The sequence below is a fragment of the Lacrimispora sanguinis genome, from assembly GCF_044987295.1.
Taxonomy (GTDB): domain Bacteria; phylum Bacillota; class Clostridia; order Lachnospirales; family Lachnospiraceae; genus Lacrimispora; species Lacrimispora celerecrescens_B.
On sequence record NZ_CP173277.1, the window covers coordinates 3,056,717 to 3,071,645 of the forward strand.

15 protein-coding genes are annotated in these 14,929 nt (G+C 44.4%); 4 read left to right on the forward strand and 11 right to left on the reverse strand.

The genetic code is table 11. From position 1 onward, the window contains the following. Positions 1-7: 7 nt before the first annotated feature. From accB to holB, 11 genes are all read right to left on the reverse strand, one after another. On the reverse strand, positions 8-487 hold the full coding sequence (gene accB / locus ACHZES_RS14210) for an acetyl-CoA carboxylase biotin carboxyl carrier protein (protein ID WP_395549283.1): 480 nt from the start codon (positions 485-487) through the stop codon (positions 8-10). A 10-nt stretch (positions 488-497) separates the two neighbouring features. Further along, positions 498-1,736: a beta-ketoacyl-ACP synthase II gene (gene fabF / locus ACHZES_RS14215; protein WP_395549282.1), complete on the reverse strand. Its 1,239-nt coding sequence runs from the start codon at positions 1,734-1,736 to the stop codon at positions 498-500. Between the two features lie 15 nt (positions 1,737-1,751). Next, on the reverse strand, positions 1,752-2,492 hold the full coding sequence (fabG, locus tag ACHZES_RS14220; RefSeq protein ID WP_395549281.1) for a 3-oxoacyl-[acyl-carrier-protein] reductase: 741 nt from the start codon (positions 2,490-2,492) through the stop codon (positions 1,752-1,754). A gap of 42 nt (positions 2,493-2,534) precedes the next feature. After that, positions 2,535-3,455: an ACP S-malonyltransferase gene (gene fabD / locus ACHZES_RS14225; RefSeq protein WP_038282204.1), complete on the reverse strand. Its 921-nt coding sequence runs from the start codon at positions 3,453-3,455 to the stop codon at positions 2,535-2,537. 16 nt (positions 3,456-3,471) lie between these two features. Then, the gene (gene fabK / locus ACHZES_RS14230; RefSeq protein ID WP_395549280.1) at positions 3,472-4,395 is read right to left on the reverse strand and encodes an enoyl-[acyl-carrier-protein] reductase FabK; all 924 of its coding nucleotides are present in this window, start codon (positions 4,393-4,395) and stop codon (positions 3,472-3,474) included. Continuing rightward, positions 4,395-4,628, reverse strand: coding sequence for an acyl carrier protein (gene acpP, locus ACHZES_RS14235; protein ID WP_025230682.1), 234 nt, complete (start codon positions 4,626-4,628; stop codon positions 4,395-4,397). Before acpP ends, fabK begins: the two co-directional genes overlap by 1 nt. A 78-nt stretch (positions 4,629-4,706) precedes the next feature. Further along, positions 4,707-5,672, reverse strand: coding sequence for a beta-ketoacyl-ACP synthase III (locus ACHZES_RS14240; RefSeq protein ID WP_395549279.1), 966 nt, complete (start codon positions 5,670-5,672; stop codon positions 4,707-4,709). Between the two features lie 151 nt (positions 5,673-5,823). Beyond that, the gene (gene rsmI / locus ACHZES_RS14245) at positions 5,824-6,717 is read right to left on the reverse strand and encodes a 16S rRNA (cytidine(1402)-2'-O)-methyltransferase (RefSeq protein ID WP_395549277.1); all 894 of its coding nucleotides are present in this window, start codon (positions 6,715-6,717) and stop codon (positions 5,824-5,826) included. Then, positions 6,717-7,454 carry a tRNA1(Val) (adenine(37)-N6)-methyltransferase gene (locus ACHZES_RS14250; protein WP_038282198.1) on the reverse strand — a complete coding sequence of 246 codons (738 nt, stop codon included), beginning with the start codon at positions 7,452-7,454 and terminating at the stop codon, positions 6,717-6,719. The genes rsmI and ACHZES_RS14250 overlap by 1 nt, the downstream gene beginning before the upstream one ends. Further along, a complete protein-coding gene (locus tag ACHZES_RS14255; protein ID WP_038282196.1) occupies positions 7,444-8,352 on the reverse strand; it encodes a stage 0 sporulation family protein in 909 nt (302 codons plus the stop codon). Before ACHZES_RS14255 ends, ACHZES_RS14250 begins: the two co-directional genes overlap by 11 nt. A gap of 3 nt (positions 8,353-8,355) precedes the next feature. After that, a complete protein-coding gene (gene holB, locus ACHZES_RS14260) occupies positions 8,356-9,345 on the reverse strand; it encodes a DNA polymerase III subunit delta' (protein ID WP_038282194.1) in 990 nt (329 codons plus the stop codon). 256 nt (positions 9,346-9,601) lie between these two features. Here holB and ACHZES_RS14265 point away from each other — a divergent pair, with 256 nt between their 5' ends. The 4 genes from ACHZES_RS14265 (at position 9,602) to ACHZES_RS14280 (ending at position 14,901) form a co-directional block, all read left to right on the forward strand. Beyond that, a complete protein-coding gene (locus ACHZES_RS14265; RefSeq protein WP_395549276.1) occupies positions 9,602-11,230 on the forward strand; it encodes a response regulator in 1,629 nt (542 codons plus the stop codon). 17 nt (positions 11,231-11,247) lie between these two features. Continuing rightward, positions 11,248-12,282, forward strand: coding sequence for a sensor histidine kinase (locus ACHZES_RS14270; protein WP_395549274.1), 1,035 nt, complete (start codon positions 11,248-11,250; stop codon positions 12,280-12,282). Continuing rightward, a complete protein-coding gene (locus ACHZES_RS14275) occupies positions 12,279-13,709 on the forward strand; it encodes a hypothetical protein (RefSeq protein ID WP_395549272.1) in 1,431 nt (476 codons plus the stop codon). The genes ACHZES_RS14270 and ACHZES_RS14275 overlap by 4 nt, the downstream gene beginning before the upstream one ends. A gap of 217 nt (positions 13,710-13,926) precedes the next feature. Next, complete coding sequence (locus ACHZES_RS14280) at positions 13,927-14,901, forward strand: sugar ABC transporter substrate-binding protein (protein WP_038282187.1); 975 nt, start codon at positions 13,927-13,929, stop codon at positions 14,899-14,901. Positions 14,902-14,929: the final 28 nt, after the last annotated feature.

The window sequence follows — 14,929 nt, forward strand, 5'->3', positions numbered from 1 at the left end:
CAACTACTTACCGGATACGGAACAGAGGCTGACCGTACTCCACCACATCTTCGTTGCCTATTAAAATGGCTTCCACCACGCCATCAAATTCACACTCAATCTCATTCATCAGCTTCATGGCTTCGATGATTCCTAAGACCTGACCCTTCTTTACCTGATCTCCAACCTTTACAAATGGTTCACTTTCCGGAGACGAAGCATTATAGAAGGTTCCCACCAAAGGAGAAGACACAAGCTTTTCCAAACAGATATCATTCCCTGCCGCTTCCACGGGTATTCCGGAAGGAGTGGACGCCGGAATCGCCTGCTGGGAGAATACACCTGCTGCCATTTCTGTCTGAACAACAGGACTTCCGGATATCGTCACGATTTCTCTTTCTTTTTCTTTCTTAATGGAAAGCTTTAAGTCTCCCTCTTCCATTCTAAAGCTGGTTAAGTCATTTTCCTTCACAGCCTGCATCAGCCTGATAATATCATTAATCTCCATAGACTGCCTCCTATTGTTCAAACTTCTTCACAAGAATGCTGGCATTATGTCCGCCGAATCCCAGGGAGTTGCTGATGGCATATGTCACATCACAGGCAACACCTTCCCCTTTGGTATAATTCAGATCACAGCCTTCTCCCTCTTCTATAAGGCCGACCGTTGCATGAACAAAGCTATCCCCAATGGATTTTACACAGGCGATGAACTCAATTCCTCCTGCAGCGCCTAATAGATGGCCCACCATGGACTTAGTGGAGCTGATCTTTACATCCTTTGCATGGTCGCCTAAGGCAGTCTTAATGGCCAAGGTCTCAAACAGATCATTGTGATGAGTGCTGGTACCATGGGCATTCACATAATCAATACTTTCAGGAGCAATTCCCGCATCCTTTATAGCCTCGGTCATGGCTCTTGCCGCACCGCTTCCATCCTCAGCAGGAGAAGTGATGTGGTATGCATCACAGGTTGAACCGTAACCAACCACTTCACCGTAAATAGCCGCATTCCTAGAGAGAGCATGCTCAAGCTCTTCTAAAATAACCACGCCTGCTCCTTCTCCCATGACAAAACCACTTCTGTCTTTATCAAATGGGATGGAGGCACGAAGGGGATCATCGGCAGTTGTAAGTGCAGTAAGAGCCGTGAATCCTGCCACGCCGATTGGAGTAATGCTTGCTTCTGCTCCTCCCGCCACCATGACATCAGCTTCTCCGTACTGGATAGAACGGAAAGCTTCTCCAATGGAATGGGTTCCAGTGGCACAGGCTGTCACCACATTAATGCACTTGCCTTTTAATCCGAACTGGATTCCAACATTTCCGGCTGCCATATTCGATATCATCAGAGGAACCAGAAGAGGATTCACTCTGCCAGGTCCTTTTTCCAAAAGCTTTTTATTCTCTCTCTCAAGGGCCTGTAAGCTTCCGATTCCAGAACCAACGCTTACACCCACCCGGTAAGGATCTTCTTTTTCCATGTCAATGCCTGATGTCTCCAAGGCTTCTTTTGAGGCCGCCACGGCAAACTGGGCAAAACGCTCCATACGTTTCGCAGCCTTTACATCCATATAATCCTTTGGTTCAAAATCCTTTACCTCGGCAGCCAGCTTTGCCTTATAATCTGTTGTATCAAACTGGGTGATCGGTCCGATCCCCACCTTATTTTCCTTTAATCCACTCCAAAAGCTCTCCACATCTTTTCCGATAGGGGTAATGGCCCCCATACCGGTTACTACCACTCTTCTCTTCATACCATCTCTCCTCGCTTACATAGCCATGCCGCCATCCACACTGATCACCTGACCAGTGATGTACCCAGCTTCCTCTGATGCCAAAAATGCTGCCACACCGGCAATATCTTCTACTGCTCCAAAACGTTTCATCGGGATCTGTTCTAAGGATGCTGCCTTTATGGCTTCCGGCAGAACCTCCGTCATAGCCGTATGGATAAAACCAGGGGCTATTGCATTTACTGTAATTCCTCTGCTTGCAACCTCCCTGGCAAAAGACTTGGTGATACCGATAACACCAGCCTTGGCTGCACAGTAATTTGCCTGCCCGGCATTGCCTAACACGCCGGAAACAGAGGAAATATTTATGATCCTTCCGGTCTTTTGTTTGATCATCTGGCGGGCTACATGCTTCATGCAGTTGAATACTCCCTTTAAATTGGTATTGATTACCGCATCAAAGTCTTCCTCAGACATCTTCATCAGCAGATTATCCCGTGTGATCCCTGCATTGTTTACAAGAATATCCAGCTTTCCGTATTTCTTTATCACGCCTTCTAAAAATACACCCACGCTTTCATATTCCGCTACGTTGCATTGAATGGCTTCTGCCTTACCGCCCTTTTCTTCAATCTCCTTCACTACTTCCATGGCCTGGGAATCAGAACCATTATAATTAATAATCACGGTTGCTCCCTGGTCTGCCAGCTTTACGGCAATTGCTCTTCCGATTCCTTTGGCGGCTCCGGTCACCACTGCTATCTTACCATCTAACATGTTCTTTCCTCCTGCATCCTTAAAAGGGAATTTGATTCACCTTTAGGAAAAATTGATCAATTTATCCATATCTTCCAGTTTCTCTATATTAAAGACTCTTGCGTCCTTCGTAATCTTCTTAATAAATCCGGCCAATGTCTTACCCGGCCCGATTTCGATAAAGGTATCCACACCGTCTGCCACCATGGTTTCCACACTCTGCTGCCACCGCACAGAAGAATACACCTGCTCTTTAAGCAAAGGCTTTACCATTTCACGGTCGGTTACATACTGGGCTGTCACATTCGCCACGTAGGGGATCTGAGGGGTTTTAATTTCCACGCCCTTAAGCACCTCCCCTAGTTTTTCCCCCGCACCGGTGAGCATGGAGGAATGGAAAGGTCCGCTTACATTTAACATCAGCGCCCGTTTAGCACCTGCTGCCAAAAGCTTTTCATTTGCTGCTTCCACAGCCTCTTTTTTACCTGATATTACAATCTGCCCTGGGCAGTTGTAATTAGCGATCTGGACTCCCTCCATACCGCTTAATACTTCTTCAATCGTTAAGGCATCCAGTGCCAGAATAGCCGCCATGGCTCCGATCCCATTAGGAACCGCTTCCTGCATAAGGATTCCCCTCTGCCTGACAGTTCGGATGGCATCTGCATCGCTCATGACGCCTGCTGCCGCAAGCGCACAGTATTCTCCCAGGCTTAAACCGGCAGATACCTGCGGTCTGATGCCCTTTTCTGCTTCCAGAACCCGCATCATGGCAATGCTGGTGGTTACCATGGCTGCCTGAGTATATTCCGTAATATCCAAACGGTCATTCTTTTCAAAGCAAAGCTTTGGCAGGTCAAAACCAAGCAGGCTGGAAGCCATATCATATGTTTCTTTTCCAATCCTTGTCTGCTCATAAAAATCCTGGCCCATACCACAGTACTGCGCACCCTGGCCTGGGAAAATAAATGCAATCTTGCTCATGATAATAAACTCCTTTTTAACGGCCAAGCAATCGATCTGCCTGTTCCATCATCTCATCAATCATTTCTTTGCAGGTCTGTTCCTTGGAAATCATACCAGCAATCTGTCCGGCCATAACTGTGCCGTTTGTGATATCCCCCTCTTGAACCGCTTTTCTTAGAGTTCCAAGGGTCATATATTCCAATTCTTCAAAGGACTTGCCTTCCTCTTCCAGTCTAGCATATTCCCTGGTCATCTGATTTCTCAAAGACCTTACGGGATGGCCATGGCTGCGTCCGGTTACTGCAGAATCAATATCCTTTGCCTTAATGATCCGCTGCTTGTAGTTGTCATGGACAATGGATTCCTTTGCAACTACAAATCTGGTTCCGATCTGGACAGCCTCTGCACCCAGCATGAATGCTGCAGCGATTCCCCGCCCGTCTCCGATGCCGCCGGCAGCAATCACCGGTATGGATACTGCATCCACGATCTGGGGAACTAATGTCATGGTCGTCTGTTCGCCAATATGGCCGCCGGATTCACATCCTTCTGCCACCACTGCATCTGCGCCGTACTTCTCCATTCTCTTTGCCAGCGCCACGGAAGCCACCACCGGAATCACCTTGATTCCTGCTGCCTTCCACATATCCATATATTTTTCCGGGTTTCCGGCTCCGGTGGTCACCACCTTAATGCCTTCCTCCACCACTACCTTTGCCACATCCTCTGCATGAGGGCTTAACAGCATGACATTGACGCCGATGGTTTTCCCTGTCAGTTCCTTTGCCTTGCGGATCTCCGCCCGTACCACCTCGCCGGGAGCATTAGCCCCGCCGATGAGGCCTAAACCTCCGGCTTCCGATACAGCCGCCGCCAGATGATGCTCAGCCACCCAGGCCATACCGCCCTGGATGATCGGATGTTCCACTCCCAAAAGTTCGGTAATTCTGGTTTTCATTACGCTTCCACGCCCTTCGCTTTTAAATAGTCCATAACCTGTTGAACTGTAGTCAGTTTCTCTAAATCCTCAGACGGGATTTCAACAGAATACTCATCTTCAAGAGCCATAACAAGCTCAAATAAATCCAAAGAATCTGCTCCTAAGTCCTCTTTGAAGGAGGATTCGGCGGTAATTTTACTTGCCTCCACATTTAACTGCTCTGCGATAATTTCCTGCATTTTCTCTAACATCATTCAATCTCCTCTTTCATTTTCATTCTTATTATTTTTATTCTATTACTTTGAGTTTCAAAGTATTAGTTGAAATTATTACCACTCCAAAAGAGTGGCTCCCCAGGTTAATCCTGCTCCAAAGCCAGCAAGTATGAGTTTATCTCCCCGCTGTAACTTTCCTTCCCGGTTCATCTCATCCAAAAGGATTGGTATAGTTGCTCCTGATGTGTTCCCAAACCGTTCCAGATTGGTAGGAAACTTTTCCATAGGTATCTTCAACCGTTTTGCGATGGATTCAAAAATCCGGTAATTTGCCTGATGCAGAATAAAATATTTAATTTCTTCTATGTCGGTTCCGCTTTCTTCCAATACCTGTTTAATGGCCTCCGGCACGGTTTTGACTGCAAATTTGAATACTTCCTGGCCGTCCATGGTCATATATCCAAGCTCCGGCTTCTTTCCAGTTAGGAAGTTTCCTGTGGTTCTTCCCCCGCATTCCAGGGCATCTCCCCTGGTTCCATCCGCTCCCATGGTCATGTGAAGGATTCCCTTCTCTTCTGCCCGCACCACAGCCGCTCCGGCTCCATCACCGAATAAAACGCAGGTGCCTCTGTCATTCCAGTCAATCAGCTTACTTAAGGTGTCCGCCCCGATCACAAGCCCGGTCCGGTAGATCCCGGCCTTAAAAAAACCGTGTATCGTATTTAAGGCATAAACAAATCCGGAGCATGCCGCACTTAAATCAAAGGCCGCGGCCCTGTAAGCTCCGATTGCCGCCTGCACCTCACAGGCGCCGCTGGGGAAACAGCAGTCCGCAGAAGAAGTGGCTAAAATAATGATATCCAGTTCATCTGCCGATACACCGGCATTGATAAGAGCCTCTTTTGCAGCCTGTATGGCCAGATCAGAGGTTCCCGACTCCGCTGATGCGATCCGCCTTTCCTTTATTCCGGTCCTGGTTCTTATCCACTCATCACTGGTTTCCACAAACCTTGCCAGATCATCATTGGTTACCACTTGCTCCGGGACAGCTGAACCTGTTCCTATTATTCTTGTTGTCATAAATTCCCCCATCCATGTCTCCCATCTCCTTTTAACTGTCCATGATTCCTGGACAGGCGGGATCCATGCCGCGTTGGATAGTTTTATATATCAAATATTTTGAATATCAAAGTAATTTTATAAAATGATACGCGGATTGTCAAGAGAAATTTTACAATTCATTTTTCAACAGGTACTGATAAACCTCTCTCTTGCTGATTCCCCTGTCCTTTGCCACCATGCGCATAGCCTCTTTTCGGTCTATCCCCTGGTTAACATAAAGTTCCATGTGTTCCTCCATGGACATCTCCCGGGAAGCCATAGATCTTTCCTCTATCTTCTCTTTGATGCTCTTTCCTTCTATGACGATGACACACTCACCCTTTGGATCTTCCTCTTCATAGGCCTTTAGGGCTTCCAGAAAGGTTGTCCGAAATGCTGTTTCAAATCGTTTCGTAAGCTCTCTGCAAATGGTGATTCTCCGATCACCTAAAGCCTCATAAAGCTCCTTTAAGGTTCTGACAAGCCGGTGAGGTGCTTCGTAAATGATCATGGTTCTGGTCTCTTCCTTAAGCTCTTCCAAAATCCACTGCTTTTCCTTTTTATCAGTCGGCAAAAACGCTTCAAAGGAAAAACGTCTGGTACCAAGCCCGGAAAGAGTGAGAGCCGTAATACAGGCCGCCGGTCCGGGAAGGGAAGTCACCTCAACCCCTGCCTCATAGCACTGCTTTACCAGTTCCTCTCCAGGATCCGAGATACCCGGCGTCCCTGCATCCGTAATTAATGCAATTTTAACGCCTTGATTCATCTGCTCCACTAAGTACCTGGCTTTTTCCACCTTATTAAACTCATGGTAGCTTGTCATGGGTGTCTTTATCTCAAAATGGTTTAATAGCTTGATGCTGTGGCGGGTATCTTCCGCTGCGATCAAATCCACTTCCTTTAACGTATTTAAAACCCTTAGGGTAATATCATCAAGATTCCCTATGGGCGTTGCACACAAAAATAACTTTCCTTTATTCTCTTCCAATTTTCCTGCTCCCAGCCGTTTCCTCTTTTTCGTCATCAATACCCGTAAATGGTATAGATCTCATCCGTATACACACCTGGCTCTTTATATACAATAACAGGGGCCTCCACCTTAATCATGGATTTTCCTCCCCTTACAGCTTCAATGAGAACCATGTTGGCTTCCCTGTCCACATAGGGATGAACCATCTTCATCCGTTTTGGCTCCAAACCATAGCTTTTTAAAGCCGTTATAATCTCGACCAGCCGGTGAGGCCGGTGTACCATGTAAAATCTTCCGCCCGGACGCAGAAGCTTTGCCGCTTCTCTTGTTACATCATGAAGGGTGCATAACACCTCGTGACGGGCTATGGCCTTTGGAAGCTCCGGATTCTTAAGGCCGTGAGAATCATTCATATATGGTGGATTCGAGGTCACTACGTCAAAGGAAGCCGCGCCAAATAAACGGCTGGCTTCCTTTATATCTCCAGTTACGATGGATATTTTTTCTTCCAGATGATTTAAGGCCACGCTTCTTCTGGCCATTTCCGCCATGGCTTCCTGAATCTCCAGCCCGGTATAATGAAGGCCCTGATTTTTAGCCTCCAAAAGGAGGGGTATGATCCCGGTGCCTGTCCCTAAATCCACCGCCTTTTCCCCCGGCTTTACCAGAGCAAATCCGGAAAGGAGGACCGCATCCATACCAAAGCAGAACCCATCCCGGTTCTGTATGATCTGATATCCGTTTCTCTGCAGATCATCTATACGCTCATTATCTTTTAAATCAATTGTCATCTAACTTAGACTTTCCTTCTTTCTTTTCAAGAGCCTCTAATGCCCTTAACTCCTCATCCGTTACCTGAGTCTTTTCCCGACGGCGTCTGGGCTTGAACTTCAGCTGATCCACCCGGTATTCCCGGATTTCTTTCTCATCCTTAATGGTAACAACCACCTTTACCAGCTGCCTTAAAACGCTTACGGAATGAACCTCACCCTTTAGTCCGTCATCTGTTGTCACAAAATCACCTACATTAGGAAGTTTGCTGTTAAGCTCCTCATAAGTTTCCTCTTCATTCTTTAAGCAGCACATCAGCCTTCCGCAGACACCAGATATCTTGGTGGGATTTAAAGACAGATTCTGCTCTTTTGCCATCTTAATGGATACAGGTATGAATTCTGATAAGTAGGAGTGGCAGCATAAGGTTCTTCCGCAGATGCCGATCCCTCCCACGATCTTTGTCTCATCCCGGACTCCAACCTGGCGAAGCTCGATCCTGGTCTTGAAAACAGAAGCCAGATCCTTAACAAGCTCCCTGAAATCGATTCTTCCATCCGCAGTAAAATAAAACAGCACCTTATTATTGTCAAAGGTATATTCCGCATCAATCAGCTTCATCTGAAGACCGTGCTTTCTGATCTTCTCTTTGCAGATCTTAAATGCTTCCTTTTCCTTTTCATGATTTCTTTTTTCCACTTCATCGTCAGCCTTAGTTGCCATGCGGATCACCGGCTTTAAGGGCTGAACCACTTTTTCGTCTTCTACTTCCCGGCATCCCAGGACGACGTAACCATATTCAACTCCCCTGGCAGTTTCCACAATTACATGATCCCCGGTCCGTACCTCTAAGCTCATGGGGTCAAAGTAATAAATTTTTCCTGCGTTGCGGAACCGAACGCCTATTACCTTTATCATAAATTAGTTCTCCTTCATAACAAGCAGCATGAGCTCCATAGCCAGCTCCATATTCACATTGGCATCCAAACGAATTCTGGCTTTGTCAATGGCCTTTAAAATCATCTCAATGCCATCATAAGCGCTGGCAGCGCTCATCTCTTTCATTGTATTGTATTCTTCCCTAAAAACCAGAAGATTAATATCCTGAGTTACTTTATACATTAAGACATCCCGGTACCATAGCTGCATAAAATCCAGACATTCATAGATATCCAGATTTTCATCCTTCATCTTCTTAATGTAAAAAAGCAGCTCCACAATATCCATATCCTTGATGTGCTTCAGCATATGGATCAATTCCTTATACATCAGCTGGAACTCTTCAGTGGAAGCCAGATGAATCGCCCTTCCAAGATTCCCCCTGGCAAACGCTGCATAAATCTCCGCTTTGCTCTCTGGGATTCCCAAAGATCCTGTTAAATAGGATTTTATCACAGAATCCTGCAAAGGCTTAAGCTTTAACTGCACACATCTGGAAAGAATGGTGGGAAGAAATGCCTCCTGATTGGTCGTAAGCAGCATGATAACCGCATAAGAGGGAGGTTCTTCTATCGTCTTTAGCAGCGCATTCTGGGCCTGAACCGTCATCTTTTCCGCTTCATCCACAAGGTAGATCTTATAGTAACTGCTATAAGGACGTATCATAATGGTATCATGGATCTGATCCCTGATATCGTCAACGCCAATGCTTCCAGACTTCTCATGGGTTAGATAAATCAGATCTGGATGGTTTCCGCTCATGACCTGTTTGCATGCATGGCACTGCATACATGGCTCACTCTTTCCCTTTTCACAGAGAAGGGTCATTGCAAATGCATTGGCCAGGGACTTCCGCCCCATCCCTGCTTCCCCTGTCAAAATATACGCATGGGAAACATGATTTGATTCAATGGCTTTTTGCAAATGTTCTTTGATTCTCTCATGGCCGATAATATCTTTAAATCCTGGCATAGAGGCACCCCCCTGTCACTGTTGTCTAACCCGTCTTCCCTGTCAGTGAAAACGGAAAAACGAATTTAACTCATTATAACATAGAACGTTTATCACCACAAGAAAGAAGTATTGGCAAATCCCTTATGATTTCTCATTATTCTGCACATTTTCAGTCAATATTTTGCGGCGCAGAAACTTTTTAAGTTGAGATTATAAACTTGGTGAAGTATACTGAGAAGAGAAGGTATTTGTATCGGAATTAAAACAATAGGGGATGATTTCAATTTTAGGAATAATTATAGCAGACGACGAAAAAAAAATATGCAAGCTTTTAGAATATTTGATCGACTGGGATGAAATAGGGGTTAAGCTTTTGGGTGTTGCTTATGATGGGATTTCTGCTTTTCAGCTGATTCAGGAAAAAAAGCCTGACGTTCTTCTTACGGATATCAGAATGCCGGGTATGGATGGCCTCCAGCTGATTGAAGAGGCCAAGAAGCAGAATGCATCTCTTAAATGCATTATCATAAGCGGCTATAAGGACTTTCAATACGCACAACAGGGAATCCGGTACGGAGTACGGGATTATTTGCTGAAGCCAATTAATCAGGATGATCTGACCCGTACGCTAAAAAAACTGGTCAAAGAAACCATGGAGCAGAAAAGCAGCCAGGAAGTCCAGATGCACTTAGAAGAAACCATAAGAAACTATTCCGGTGAATTTAAACGGGTATTTTTAAAAATGGTATTGGAGCAAAAACCGGAGGAAACGCCTGAGTCCGTATTAAAAGAAGTCCGGAAAATCAATCCTTCCCGGGTTGTCAGCCAGGGCGGACGATGTCTGGTCGTGAAGCCGGATATAGAGTATAAGGATTTCACAAAAGATGCCTATCAGCTTTTAATTGACAAAGCCATAGAAATCCTGCAGGTCGAATTTGCTTCTGAAGAAGGAGATTTAACGATCGAGGCATCCGAAGAGGGAATATTTTTATTACTTTTCCATGAACCTTCTGACAAGGAAGAACTGATCAAATCCTTAAACCATGTCAGAGACCGGGTCATGGGACTCCAGGATTTATTTCCGAAGATATATTTTACAGCTAGCATCACGGAGCAGGTGGATACAGACGAAGAACTGATCAGGCAAATACAGTACAGCCGGATTGCCATGTACAACCGGCTCCTTACTGATAACAATACGGTTTCGAAATTGAATATACCTGCCGCCGGATCAGAAGAAAAGAGCTCCTTGACCACAGAGATTTCAAGGCTCTTAGAAGACAGACCGGAATCTTTTGAACCGGAAGAAATTAGAAACTGTTTAAATGATGCGAAGCGGATCATGCAAACAGCAAAAAATATCTCCGGGCTTGATATTAAAATGGAGCTGCTCCGTCTGGCCCACAATTATCTGGATTGGTTTGAACTTCTTGATACATCTCTGGACAAAAGCGGGAAAGCCGCATACTTTTCCGAAATGTATGAGCATTGCATCAGCCTTGACCAAGCATTTGAACTTCTGGAAGAAACCCTTACAAAAGCCTTGCTTGAAGTTCTGAACCATTTAAAAAGCAAGGAAATTAAACCGGTTGCTTATGCCAAGCATTATATAGAAAAAAACAAAGGCGTTCAAATTAAGCTGGAAGAGCTGGCAAAAAGCGTTGGATTCAGTTATACCTATTTTTCATACTTATTTAAAAAAGAAACAGGAAAAACACTGACCGAATATATACAGATGGTAAGAATAGAGACTGCCAAAAAGCTTCTGGTGGAAAAAGAACGGAATGTGAGCGAAGTCGCGGAACTGGTTGGTTATAGTGATATCAAATTCTTTACCAAACAGTTTAAAAAGGCGCTGGGCGTCTCTCCCAATGAATACCGCAAAATGTTTCTGGAACGTTAAAAAGGGGAGGATATCCTTTGAAAAAACAATGGTTAAAAAAACGGATTCTGATCTGGATAAGGGCCATGATTTCATGGAGCTGCCTTGCCCTGATCCTGTTCTTTCTGATCCTGCTTCGGCCCGAATTAACGGAATCCATACTTTATACGGTTTTCGCATGGAGTATGCTGTTTTCTTTTCTCTTGCTGCTGGTTATAGGTAAGATCATGATCTTAGAACCCTTAAGTACTATCAGAAAAAAAATAGAGCTTTTCAACGACGGGATTATTTTTACTGAAATATTCAAAAACCTGGAAGGAATCTCACCGGACACAGATGCCTTGCTTTTAAAGGTACACACCATCCTGGACAAGGATAAAATAATGGAAAATGCCAAACAGCAAGCAAGATACTTAGCCCTTCAAAATCAGATCAATCCTCATTTTCTCTATAATGTACTGGAATCCATACGTTCCGATGCGATTATGGCGGGAGTCCCGGAAATTGGAAAGATCACAGAGGCTCTTGCCGTATTCTTCCGCTATACAACTTCAAAAATGGAGAGCCTCAGCACCCTTCAGGAAGAGCTTAATAATGTAGAAAATTATTTTTTAATTCAGAAATACCGCTTTGATGATAAGTTGGAATTAAAAATCAAATTACCCCGGGATGATGAAGAAATTTTAAAAACCCGGATCCCCAAGCTTACTCTTCAGCCAATCGTGGAAAATGCCATTAAACACGGATTGGAGCCTAAGGTTTCAGGAGGAACCATTGTCATAGATATCGAACACAGTGACACCGTACTTTATCTTTCCGTGGTTGATGACGGGATTGGTATTGAAGAAGCAAGGCTTGTATGCCTCAATGATAAGCTTTCCCGAATGGATGCCAACGACAGTTCCGCCAATGAAGGAGGAAAGGGAGGAATCGCACTTATAAACGTGAATTCCAGAATCCGCCTTCTCATGGGTGATGAATATGGAATTCACATCTTAAGCACCCCTAGAATCGGAACCGAAGTATGTCTCACACTTCCTTATATGTTTGAGCAGACAGAAGGGATCGGATGATGAAAAAAGAATTGATCCGTTATGAAAACATACACTGTTCCATGGATGGCCAGACCTACTTAAATGGTCTCTTCTTTCGGGCCTTTGAAGGAGAAATCTGCTGTGTCATCGTCAACAACACCATTGAAAAGAAATATTTCCTGCAGCTTCTGTACGGAAACTTAAAACCTGGGTACGGCTGGTCCTATTATAAAGGGGAAAAAATAGTCTCTTCCCGAATTCAGGAGCAGATGTTAAGGCAGACTGCATTTATCGGCCGCAACAAAGGAATCTTTTCTGAACTGAGCGTAGCAGAGAACATTTTCGTGGCAAGCGGCAGGGTCCCTTTCTGGAAACGGGTAAATCCTCTCTGCAGACACGCCACAAAACTTCTTAAGGATTGGAATATTTCCATTCCCCTGCTTACGAAAGCACACATGCTTGACCCCGGCATGCAAAAACAAGCCGAATTACTGCGCGCTTATGTCTCCGGGTGCAATCTGGCCGTTATCACAGATATCGAAATGATCATGACAGAAGAGCAGCTCAAAAATTTCTTTCTTCTGGTGACTAAGTTAAAAGACCGGGGAATGACGTTCCTCTACATTGTAAACAGCTCCACCAAATTATACGAATATGCAGATGAAATAACGATCATCAAAAGCGGCCGAACCATTGGCCATATGAACCGGGAAGATTTCTCCAAATTTCAGACCTATATGGAACTTTTTGAAAAGACCAGAAAAAATACCTTGAAAAAAAATGACTTATCGCAAAAACAGATTGATAAAAGAACGGTTCTGGAATTCCGTAATGTAAAGCTGCACGACCTTCCTGTATTAAATCTATCTTTAAATGCAGGAGAAGTTTTAAACATACTGGACTTAGATTCTGCAGAATGCAGAAACATCCTTCCAATTCTGCAAGGAGAATGTGGATTTGAAGCAGGTAAAATTTTATTAAATGGAAGAGAATATTCCTTTCAATCCGTTCACCAGTCCATCAAGGATGGAATTGCCTTCATTGAAGCAAGGCCCATGGAAGAAATGCTGTTTGCCGATATGACCATTCTGGACCACATGACCTTCATGATCCAGCAAAGTAAAAAAAAGTTCTTTCTTAGAAAAAAATACAGAAAGATGACCCAGAACCTGTTAGAAGGAATATTCAGCGAAGAGGAACTGATGAAAAAAGCATACACGGTCAGTGACGAATGCAAACTAAAACTTTTATACTACCGCTGGATTTTTGTTCGGCCACAGGTCCTGGTGTGTATAAAACCATTTTCATCCGTTGATTTTCAAATGCGCCAGATCACCATCAACCTGTTAAAAGAGGTTTTGAAGACAGGAATCTCTGTGATCATCATTACAAACCAGATTACAGAAGCTTACACCATGGAAGGAAAGAATATCACTTTTCACAATGGAGCCATTGCTATGGATTAATTCTAAAAGTTTATTGTATGCTTTAACCATAAAAAAGCCTTATTTTTAATATTAATAAGGCTTTTTTTATTACAAAAAGGCCTTTATCGAAAAATGCACCCCCATTTAGCACAAAATATACCATTGTTTCATCCCCCTTTTACTGTTAAAATAACAAACACATATCATTCATTGAAACCATCAAAACAATTGAGAGTAGGAAGGGAGATTAAAATTAATGAAAAGAAAAATTTTATCCATGCTGTTAGTAACCGCCATACTGGCTTCCGTGACTGGCTGCGGAGAACAAAAGACTGTTTCAAAGCCAACCGCAACAGAAAACACTTCTTCTGGGGATATCACCGTTGGCGTCATTCTGAAAACACTTTCCAGCGAATACTGGGGATATGTTGCGGCAGGTGTTCAAGCGGCCTCAAAAGATTTAGGGGTTAAGGTTGACCTTCAGGGTCCGGCTTCTGAAACCGCGTACGATGAACAGAACAATATGATCGAAACCATGCTCTCCGGCGGCGTAGATGCATTTGTCATCGCTCCCCTTCAATCAGACTCCGTAGCAAGTGTAATCGGAGATGTTAAAATTCCCGTTATAACCGTAGACACTGATGCACAAATACCAGGAAAAGTCTCCTTTGTAGGAACCGGTAACGACAATGCAGCTTACCTAGGCGGTACATTTGCAGCTAAAAAAGCCGGAAAAGGTGCAAAAGCAGCTATCATCGGAGGCGTTGAGGGCAATGCCACCAGCGATGCCCGCCAGGCAGGATATACCAAAGCTCTGGAAGAAAATGGCGTGGAAGTTGTTTCCGTACAGTATGCCCAGTCCAATCCGGATACAGCAGCAAATGTAATGGAAAATATCATAACCGCTCAGAACGGAGATATTCAGATCGTATGCTGCCATAACGACGATACGGCTGCAGGTGCATCCAATGCTGTAAAACAACTTGGTTTAAAGGACGTCATCATCGTTGGCTTTGACGGCAACCAAAGCGGTGTTCAGAATATTATTGATGGTAACATCACCGCCACCTGCGCACAAGCTGCTTATACTATGGGCTATCAGGCGGTTGAAACAGCCCTTAAGGCTATAAAGGGAGAGACCGTTGAGACATTCGTAGATACTGGCTGTGAAGTCATTACAGCAGACAATGCAGAAGAATACTTAAATACACTGAAAGGCTACCTGAAATAATCCATTTGAATACGTACAGAAAGGTTTG